Raw genomic sequence first — 9718 nt, 5'->3', positions numbered from 1 at the left:
TATCACAACAACGATAATTAGAGTAATACTCATAATCGTGGTGAAGAAAAGTTGCCTTTCCACAAAGGGGACAGCGAGGGTATTTAGGTACCTTTTTAGATATTGGTTTATCAGGAGCAAATTGGTGATTACATTTGCGACAAAGGTATTTTTGATAACCATCTTTATCTTTACCATAACGGTAAAAAGAATCTTTATTATTGCATTTTGTACATTTAATTGGTACAATTTTTTGTATGAGGACTTCATCCTTTCTGGGAGGTATAGTTTTTTTAGCAAAAACATTGTACCACAGAGGATTGAAGTCCTCAATTTTCATTTAAGTTTACAGAGCGAATTAATCTAATGGGAGGAAGAGAATAAATGAAACAAGAAAAAATCATTGAACAGGAAATGTATCACAGAGCCATTGAACTTATTCAAAAAAGATATCCTAAAGGCTGGGGTGGAGCAGCAGTTGTTCATTCAGAAGATGGCCAGTATTTTACCAGTGTTTCAATTAAAACTGCAAATAGTAGTGTAGATTTATGTATTGAGGTAGGAGCAATGTGTGAAGCACATAAATATAATGTACGTGTAACCCATTGCTTGTGTGTCGTGCGAGATGATGAAAATAGTCCTTTTAAGGTACTTACTCCCTGTGGTGTCTGCCAAGAGCGATTGCGTTTTTGGGGCACAAGTGTTAAGGTAGGCGTTACTACTCAAGATAATACTCTGAAGTTTGTAACTTTAAATGAGTTGCAGCCATATCACTGGACAAATGCATATCCACCAGAAGAATTAGAATATTTTGGGAAAAGAGATTAACTTGGAAGAGACAAAAGATGGTTGGAGATTAAAACAAGTAGTCGTTCCTGCCAATAAAAAAACAGGTGTTTATGGTGTATATTGTTACGAAATTATTTTTGAATTTGCATTTAATGCACGTTTTTATCATATTATGTCAAAGTAGTTGGATAGTGTATACTAATGTATACAGAAAATAAACTCCACTCCATGATAATAAACTTTGCTCTATAAAAATAAAGTCTATTCCAAAACCTCGCAGTAAATGCAGGATAACTCCTGATTTGCTGCGGGGTTTGCTTTTTGGTAGGATAGACAGGGATAAGATGTAAGGGTTAAGGAGAATAGATTTTGCATTAGAATATTATGGTGATTACAGCCATGAAAGTACTGATTTTAAAGGGATTCAGAGAAGTATTGATTACTATATTGATTGAGATATTGGTACCAAGATGGATAAAAAGCATTAGGAAAACAATATGAGAAAATGCAACCTTATCCCTTTTTTCTTTCAACATCTCCCTATTTAGAACCGACTTTATTTTAAAAGTAATTACAAGAATTAAGGGAAAATGTTAATAAATAGGATGAAAATATGGGATTTTAGAGCGGACTTTATTATCTGGTAGAAATTAGGATATAGGAAAATCAAGGGTTTGAGAGGTGTGGGTGGAGTGGAGATTATTTTAAATATACAGTTGTTGTTGTCGAATTATAATAAAGTTAGGTTAATGAAAAAAATGTCTGGTGAAAAATAATAAAGTTTTGTGAAACCCTTTGAGGCGTTTGCAGGAGAAATCCTGTAATCCTTCACGGGTTTTTTTTATGCCCTCGAATTAACTACCCTGATGTAATCAAACCGTGTGGGTATTCAATGATTGTAACCAACACGAAGGAACAATCGGTCCTAAATCCCATTTCTACTGTAGACATACCCCATATAACAGCCTTAATGCCTTATTTCACCTGCGGTGTGGCTACCCCCCCACACAAAAAATATTTAAATAAATAAAAAAGAGGCAGTGGGTGTAATAACCCCCTGTAGTGGGTCATAAACAATGGGTGTAAGGAACAGAGCTATAGTGCGTTGTTTTTATAAGCTAGTTATTTATTTGAATTTCCTCTATTTTTTTTATTGTTTTATTATTATTTTTGTATTTTAGATAATAATAATTAATAGGAATATCTTTACAGTCTTCTTTTACTATATTTAATGCCTTTTCTAATTTAGAAAGTTTTATTAACAAATGCTCTTTTGATACAATTAACTTATTATTTTTTAATTGTTCATATAATTCATCTAAATCCTCTTCTATAGATAGAACAGATGAATATATACATTCTATTTTTATATCTTGTTCATTAAATATCCATTTTAGTTTGTGTAAATCATTAATTTCCAGCTTGGTTTTGTTAGAAATACTACTTTTAGCAAAATGTACTGCTCTGTATAATTGATCTATTCTTCTTTGAACCTGTAGCCCAAGCTGTTTTTTTAGCTGTAATATATGCACTTGCTGGAAAATCAAGCACATGATTAGCAATGTTATTAAGATAACTAATAGTTTATGCTTCATTTTAAAATACTCCTATCCAGTTTCTAAATATATTTTGCTATGATGGCTTAATCTTCAGTTACTGTTATTTTATCTTTGATTCTTAAACGTACAGGAAAATCCTTTTCTGTATATCCAGCACTGTGAACTACTACAGTGTAGTACCATTTTCCATAAGCATAAGTATACATATCAACTTTACCACTTACTCCTTCGTTATATGAAAATTCAACTCTACCTGATAAACCATTTTCATCATCCTTATCATTCCAAGGTCTAGTAGATTTTGCATTTATATTGTCATCATCAGAAAAACCAAAACTTTTTCTAAATGTCCATTTTGCTTTGTTATCACTATCACTACCACTGACATTATCTCTTTCATAGTCAACAGAACTTACATTTATAATAGCAGTTATCAATTGAGTTCCAAGGGTTTTTCCAAGCCAAATAGGAATCAAAAGTTCTACTTTGTTACTATCATCTCCTGGAGTTCCTTGGCTTTCAGCTTGCCAACCCGATGCATTCTTAATATAAAAATAAGCTTTGTCAGCATGACAAGATCCTCTTACTACGTCAACATTATTAAGGTATTCATAATAATTCTCTACTTTTTTGGATTAGCCCACATTCTTACGAAAAAGTTGGTATCTTTTCCTTCTTCTACTTCATCTGCGTGATATAAAGCTAAATATATAAGGTCGTTAAGATCACCATATTCTTGCAACTTAATCTTTTTATATGTAGTTCCTCTTGAAGTTGCTCTCAAACCAATATTTTTTTTATTCATTTGATTAATGGAAATTTTACTTTTAGATTCTTTTAATTTTTTTTCAAAATATATTTTATTTGATTCTTTAGCAATTTCTCCAAAATCAAGAAATACAGGTTCATCTCCTTCGTTAGAATATTCTCCTATAGTTAAACTAGTAAAACCCTTATTCTCTTTCTTGTCATATTGAACTGATAATGCGATTTCGTAAACTATTAAACCTTTCTCATCGTATAAGTCACCATATAAGTGTCCTTGATAGAATACAGAATCATTTTCTAATTTTCCGACAAATAATGTCCCTTCGGTTTTAAGTTTATATTTATTATCATTACTAATTAGAAAACCCTCAGCTGAAAAATCATTATAATCATTTATTTTTAATGCTTCTTTTTGTTCTAATGTAACTTGTAAAGAATTTAACGTGTCAGAAGATAATGATTTGATACGTCTTTCAGAATTTGCTGTTTCTTTGCTTAACATTAAGTTCATTTCAATTTTATTGTTGCTAAATTTAACCTTGTTTGTTTCATTAAATGCAAATCCTGTCAATGTAGATAAAATTACCATTGTGCATGTTATAAATGATACTATAAATCTTTTATGCATGTTCACACCCTCCTAGAATATTTTTGAGTTATATCTTGTATACGTAAAAAGAGTATAACATACTACCTTAGAAAAAATGTAAAATATTGTCTAAATCAGGGATTGTAAGAAAATTGTAAGAAATATTTCCTCGGATTGTAATAGGAGTATATAGGGTCAGACTTTTATAATTTTTATTTCATTGTAAAAACTTGCTGTATATCTTACATTATCTTCCATAACGGCATTTTATCTATTTCAATTAATAGATGTGCATGATTATCCATTATACAATATGCATATAGTTTTAAATTATGCTTTATCTTATATTTAAGCATAGTCTCTAGATATATCTTCTTATCCTAATCCTTCTATCTTTTATTTCTCTATTATAATTATATTATGATATTACAAAATTATAAAAGCCTGACCCCATTCTTCCTCCTCTATTCTTTACTATTCTTCTATTAAACATAGGTATCCAATAAATATTTTTACATTTTATGAATTTTATTGAATATATTGATTTTTTATGATAAAATGTCATCAGGGGCTCATATAATTGATTTGATTTTTAAGGAGGAAATTGATTTAAAAAGAACTATTTCTTTGGTTTTAGTATTTGTTATGATGTTTGCAACATCAGCAGTGGCTACACCAGAATTAGATGAGAATTTGTTAAACGAAGCTACGTTGAATGAAAAACTATTAGAAATTGGAGAGCAGTAGATGGTTCTTGGAAATGGTCTATATCTTATAAAATGTCTGGTGGAAACGTAGTTACTCAAAAAGGATATAACGCTAGCGATGTTAGCGTTAGTTGCATATATTTTCATATAGACTTGAGAAGTGGATACGATAAACAATGGGGATATGGAAGAGTTAAAATAGAGGCAAAAACACCAAGTTATTTGTCTGGCAGTGACACCATTTATGGAAAATATGTTCATAACAAAATAAGTGGTTCTATCGGTATTAATTTCCTTTCATTCGGGAATATAGAGGTGTATCTGGCACTTCGACTTACGATGAAAGAGGAAATTCTAAAACATTCAGTTATTAATATGGATTATATAGTTTATTTACTAGGTGTCACAATAGTTAACACAATAATTTTAGGATTAATACTAAATCAATTACATAAAATTAATGACAGCAAAGGAAATGATAGAAAATAGGATTAATCATTTACCCCAAGTTTAAAGCAACTTTTAATTAAGGGCTCAAACTGCAAACAATATCCCAAAGACTAATTTAGGATATTGTTTAAGATGGAGTTTTTTTGCATTTAGGAACATTTGAAATATTTTTCAATATTCTAAATATAAAAACTTTGTTCTTTTTTACATATTTTTACATTTTTATATTTTTTGTGATATCCTTATATAGGTTTTCAAATCATCGTTTTAGCATCCCTTTTTTATTAATTAAATTTAAAACTAATTTAGAAGGTTTAATACATGAAAAAAATTACTAGTTTAGTTTTAGTAACATTGTTAGTTTGCTCATTAAGCATTAGTTCAGTTTTTGCTGATACAAACGCAGATCAAGTTGAAGGTAAATTATTCATCGAAACTATATCAGAAGAAGAGTTTGTAAAGGATTTAGCAAGAGAAAAAGGTATATCTATTGAAGAAGCACGAATTTTAAATAACCAAAATACTGAAAAAGCATTATATTCACGTAACAAAAATTCATATCTAGGAATAGGAACAAGAGGTCATACTGATAAAGTATACTATAAAAGAGCATATAAAATATACAGACTAAATTCTGATGTTTCCGCTGAAATAGGAGCAAAATTCAAAGTTCTCAACAGTGCAGGTAATAAAGAAATTCTTGAAACGTGTGGTAATCCTTATACTAGAAAAGCTGCAGGCGCAAGTATTGTAGATTGGGAAGAACTTAGCGTATATACAGACCCAGCTGGTAATTACCCAACACAATCTGTAACTGTTCTAGGATGTGGATATTTCTATTTTGAAATAGACAATGGAGCATCAGTTGGCTTTGATTTAGCAGGATTTTCAGCATCTGGTTCAACAAGTACCACTACTACATACACATCAAGAACAATGGATTTACAATTAGATGTTGATGCTAGTGATTTATAGAGGTGATTGAAATTAAAAGTTTTTTTATTTTTAAAAAAAACAAATTTGAAGGATTACTCAGAACAAGTTTAATAGTTATCTTTATTATTTTCTCAATAGAAATAATAAAGATACTATTATCTTTACCAACACCATTTTTCACCAATATTAGGGATTATTTGTTGAGAAACAATATTTTCCTATATTCATATGTGGAAATACTTACATTAATCCTTAAATTTATACTGTTTAAAGCTTTGCTAAACTGTATTTACTCATTATTTAATCAATTGAATAGTATTCAAAATATATTAAATAAAAAGTGAAAAATCTATAATAAAAATAAAAAGGGATGCAACAGAATTTGACAAGGGGACGTCAGATAGCGTGAAAACGGTAATGTAATAAAATCTATATACTATATAAAGAAGGCTTGATTACAAAACAATACAATATATCATATCGTATATAGATTCTCAATAAAAATAATTTTTCCACGGTCTGACGTCCCTATGTCTTATGTTCTTGCTGAATCTATACTACACATGGGAGCTTAATAGTAAATATAACTTCGTCGCCTGAATTTTCAATATAGACATTTCCTTTATGAAATTCTATAATTTTCTTTGTAATATAAAGCCCTAATCCAAAATTTCCATTTGAACCCTTATAAAATTTATTAAATAAATGGGTTCTTACCTCTTTTGGGATATGATCTCCATCATTTATAATAGAAATTTCAACATAAAAGCCTTCATGTTTACTGGCACTTATTTTTTTCGTTATAATTTTTATATAAGTTCTTGCGTATCTAATACAGTTATCTAAAACATTTTCTATAGCAACCTGTAATTTTTCCTCTATCCCCATAACAAAACATTTCTCTAGCTGCAATTCTAATTTTATATCTTCATTAAAATTACAAAGCCGACCTGCAAGATGCTCTATCATTTTTTTTAACTCTATTTCGTCAAAATTATCTTCTTTTTCCAATACATATTCAAGAGAACTGATATATAAAAGTTTGCCAATTTTTGTTCCCAAGGCATTGACCTCTTCCTCAATAACATTGATTGTATCATCCATAGAATCATTTATATATATCCCATCTCGAAGGGCCTGACAATAATTCTTAATTACCATGATAGGTGTTTTTAATTCATGAGATAAGCTTTGCAAAAAAAACTCTTCCTCTTTGTCGAGTTTCTCTAAATTTTCCTGCATTTTGCTGATTGAATAGGCTAATTTACCAATCTCATCCTTTCTATCAATTTTAATATTCTTTATCCATTTTTTATTTGCAATTAATCTGACTTTTCTTTCTAGGAAACGTATGGGTTTTGTTACAGTATTTGAAATCATCTTAGCAGCTATAATGCTTACAATAATAATACATATCATGAGTTTTAAAAGGTTTCCAAATAATGCTTTGTCAAAAATGTTAATATAAAAATCACTTGTATTGTTTATCGTAATAATTGTTGTAACAAAAACAACAACAGCAATCAAAATGATAAATATTGTAATAATGATCCATATCTGAAATCCTAAGGGTTTGTTCTTCATACTATTTTTTTTCATACGTATACCCATATCCATAAACTGTTTCGATTTTTAATTCGGGCATCTTTTTTCTAATTCTTCTTACAGTATCATCTACGACTCTTTGAGAACCTTGATAAGCATTATCCCAAATTCGTTCTAAAATTTGTTCTCTAGAAAGGGCTATATTAGGATTTTCAAGAAAATAAACTAAAAGATCATACTCTTTTGCAGAAAGTTCTATTTCATTTTGATTGCAAAAAACTTTATGCCTATCTAAATATATTTTATATTTACCTGCCTTTAATATATTTCTATCTTTTGCAGACATTTTTAATAGCTTATTTACTCTAATAATCAATTCCCTTGTCATAAAAGGCTTGGAAATATAATCATCACAACCCATTTCAAGACCAACAAGTCGATCAATTTCTTGGTTTCTAGCAGAAATGAAAATAATATATGCATTGGGTGTTATTTCCTTTATTTTATTAAAAACAGTAAATCCATTTGTATCGGGTAACATAATGTCTATGACCCATAAATCTGTTTCTAACCCTATTGCCTCAATAGCATCATTGCCATTTAAAAAGCTTCTTACCGAGTAGCCTTCCTTTTCTAAATAAGTTTTCAAAATAGTATTCAAATTTTTTTCATCTTCAACTATATTAATCCACATATTAACTTAACTCCTTTTATAGGATTTAAATTTATTATAACATTTTTACCATTAAATAGGTTATACGTCTACTAAAAATTATTAAATTAAAAGAACAGACTTTTTAATTTTAATTAATTTAACTATTAAAATTAAGAAGTCTGTTATAAACATTTATCTAATATGCTTTTAAGATGTTTTAAATATTAAATTTATTCCATTTCAAGTATTTGATCTTTTTTATTTATATGTTTTTCTTCATAGAATATATTAAAATCTTTATTCACCTTTCCGATTCCTAAGTATCTAGCTTTATAGTCCTTTAGTAAATCAAAGAATTTATTCGATAAAAATAACACTGCAAATATATTAACAAAAGTTGGAATAGCTGAAGAAATATCTGCAAAATACCATACGTATTTTCCTGGAAGACCATTTTTTACAGCATATAGTACCATCAAAACACCAGGAATCTGGTACAATAATCTATAAGCCTTTAAAATTTTATTCTTAACATCTACTTTTTCTTTTAAAATATGTCTTAAAATAATTTCATAATATGAATACCAGCCAGAAGAAGTTGAAATACCAAATAAAAATATGCCTATAGCTAAAATATTTTTCCCCAAAGATCCTACCCCTATCTCAAATGCAGATAATGTAAGGGTTGCACCAGATAACCCTGAAGACCACTGACCCGTAATAATAATTGCAATAGCTGTCATTGTACATACAAGTATAGTATCTACAAATACTTCAAATCCACCCCATAATCCCTGTTTTACTGGATGATCTGTTTTTGAAGTAGAGTGAATCATAGGAGATGTACCCCAACCTGCCTCATTTGAATACACACTTCTAGAAACTCCTAATCTTATTACTTGAGCAATTCCTGCACCTGCAAAGCCACCTACAGCAGCTGTTCCAGTAAATGCAGATTTAAATATAAGACTCAAGGTTTCTGGAAGTTGAGATATGTTCATACCTATAATCACTAAACAAGATCCAATGTAGAATAAACACATAAGTGGAACAATCTTACTAGCTACTTTTCCCAAATGCTTTATTCCTCCAAAAATCATTGCATAGGTTAATACACAATAGATCAAAGATGCTGGTATCATACCAATTCCAAAAGCTGAATCTAATGCTTCTGAAACAGTATAGTTTTGTACGGTAATAAAAAATGTTGCAAATATACCTCCCCCAAATAAAACTGCTAATACTGGCCAAAATTTAAATCCCTTTTCTTCACCTAAACCCTTTTCGATGTAATATGTAGGTCCACCGAATGGATTTCCATCTTCATCGGTATTTCTATAATGAACCGCTAAAGTTACCTCTGCTGTTTTTATGATCATTCCAATTAACGCACAAATCCACATCCAAAAAACTGCACCAGGACCACCTGTAGCAATAGCTGTAGCAACTCCACCTATATTTCCAACACCTACAGAGCCTCCTATAGCTGTTGAAACAGCTTCAATTGGGGATAAAAGACCTTTATTTCCAAGGGTATCATCTTTTCCTTTTAACATTTTTCCAAAGGTATTTTTCATAATATGCCCAAAAAATGCAAACTGAAATAATCCACTTCTAATCGTAAGATAAAAACCAGTGAAAAGAATGCCTACTATAAGCGGTGTTCCCCACAAAAACCCCACTATGGCATCTAAAAATTTTTCCATTTAAAAACTCCCCCTTATATTCTTTATTTAATTCC

At 29.7% G+C, this 9718-nt stretch carries 13 protein-coding genes; 5 read left to right on the top strand and 8 right to left on the bottom strand.

The genetic code is table 11. The annotated features are described in order from the left end of the window. On the bottom strand, positions 1 to 238 hold a 238-nt coding region (locus tag BUB36_RS14260), incomplete at its 3' end, for an IS1 family transposase (RefSeq protein ID WP_330390507.1). Between the two features lie 125 nt (positions 239 to 363). Between BUB36_RS14260 and BUB36_RS14255 the strand changes: the two genes are divergently transcribed. Next, entirely contained in the window at positions 364 to 807 is a 444-nt protein-coding gene (locus BUB36_RS14255; protein WP_073151690.1) for a cytidine deaminase, read from the top strand. 1 nt (position 808) lies between these two features. Next, positions 809 to 952, top strand: coding sequence for a DUF4177 domain-containing protein (locus tag BUB36_RS14250; RefSeq protein WP_242655848.1), 144 nt, complete (start codon positions 809 to 811; stop codon positions 950 to 952). 934 nt (positions 953 to 1886) lie between these two features. Here the strand turns inward: BUB36_RS14250 and BUB36_RS14245 are convergent. The 4 genes from BUB36_RS14245 to BUB36_RS19465 form a co-directional block, all read right to left on the bottom strand. Next, positions 1887 to 2363 carry a hypothetical protein gene (locus BUB36_RS14245; protein ID WP_073151687.1) on the bottom strand — a complete coding sequence of 159 codons (477 nt, stop codon included), beginning with the start codon at positions 2361 to 2363 and terminating at the stop codon, positions 1887 to 1889. Positions 2364 to 2410: 47 nt separating this feature from the next. Continuing rightward, a complete protein-coding gene (locus BUB36_RS14240) occupies positions 2411 to 2803 on the bottom strand; it encodes a hypothetical protein (protein ID WP_073151685.1) in 393 nt (130 codons plus the stop codon). Between the two features lie 146 nt (positions 2804 to 2949). Further along, positions 2950 to 3723, bottom strand: coding sequence for a hypothetical protein (locus BUB36_RS14235; protein WP_073151682.1), 774 nt, complete (start codon positions 3721 to 3723; stop codon positions 2950 to 2952). 203 nt (positions 3724 to 3926) lie between these two features. Beyond that, positions 3927 to 4040: a transposase gene (locus tag BUB36_RS19465; RefSeq protein ID WP_131821285.1), complete on the bottom strand. Its 114-nt coding sequence runs from the start codon at positions 4038 to 4040 to the stop codon at positions 3927 to 3929. A 229-nt stretch (positions 4041 to 4269) separates the two neighbouring features. On the opposite strand from BUB36_RS19465, the gene BUB36_RS19765 reads away from it, so the two are divergent. The 3 genes from BUB36_RS19765 to BUB36_RS14225 all read left to right on the top strand — a co-directional run bounded on the left by BUB36_RS19765 (position 4270) and on the right by BUB36_RS14225 (position 5816). After that, entirely contained in the window at positions 4270 to 4431 is a 162-nt protein-coding gene (locus tag BUB36_RS19765; protein WP_165613094.1) for a hypothetical protein, read from the top strand. Between the two features lie 32 nt (positions 4432 to 4463). Continuing rightward, complete coding sequence (locus tag BUB36_RS14230; RefSeq protein ID WP_073151679.1) at positions 4464 to 4880, top strand: hypothetical protein; 417 nt, start codon at positions 4464 to 4466, stop codon at positions 4878 to 4880. A 282-nt stretch (positions 4881 to 5162) separates the two neighbouring features. Continuing rightward, positions 5163 to 5816 (top strand): hypothetical protein, encoded by a 654-nt coding sequence (locus BUB36_RS14225; RefSeq protein WP_073151676.1) that lies wholly within the window; start codon positions 5163 to 5165, stop codon positions 5814 to 5816. Between the two features lie 513 nt (positions 5817 to 6329). Here BUB36_RS14225 and BUB36_RS14220 read toward each other — a convergent pair. The 3 genes from BUB36_RS14220 to BUB36_RS14210 form a co-directional block, all read right to left on the bottom strand. Then, a complete protein-coding gene (locus tag BUB36_RS14220) occupies positions 6330 to 7376 on the bottom strand; it encodes a HAMP domain-containing sensor histidine kinase (RefSeq protein WP_165613093.1) in 1047 nt (348 codons plus the stop codon). Further along, positions 7363 to 8016, bottom strand: coding sequence for a response regulator transcription factor (locus BUB36_RS14215; protein ID WP_073151673.1), 654 nt, complete (start codon positions 8014 to 8016; stop codon positions 7363 to 7365). The genes BUB36_RS14220 and BUB36_RS14215 overlap by 14 nt, the downstream gene beginning before the upstream one ends. A gap of 191 nt (positions 8017 to 8207) precedes the next feature. Further along, positions 8208 to 9683, bottom strand: coding sequence for an alanine/glycine:cation symporter family protein (locus BUB36_RS14210; RefSeq protein WP_073151670.1), 1476 nt, complete (start codon positions 9681 to 9683; stop codon positions 8208 to 8210). Positions 9684 to 9718 lie beyond the last annotated feature (35 nt).

This window comes from Paramaledivibacter caminithermalis DSM 15212 (genome assembly GCF_900142245.1).
Classification (GTDB): domain Bacteria; phylum Bacillota; class Clostridia; order Peptostreptococcales; family Caminicellaceae; genus Paramaledivibacter; species Paramaledivibacter caminithermalis.
This window is presented reverse-complemented; position numbering and strand designations above follow the sequence as displayed.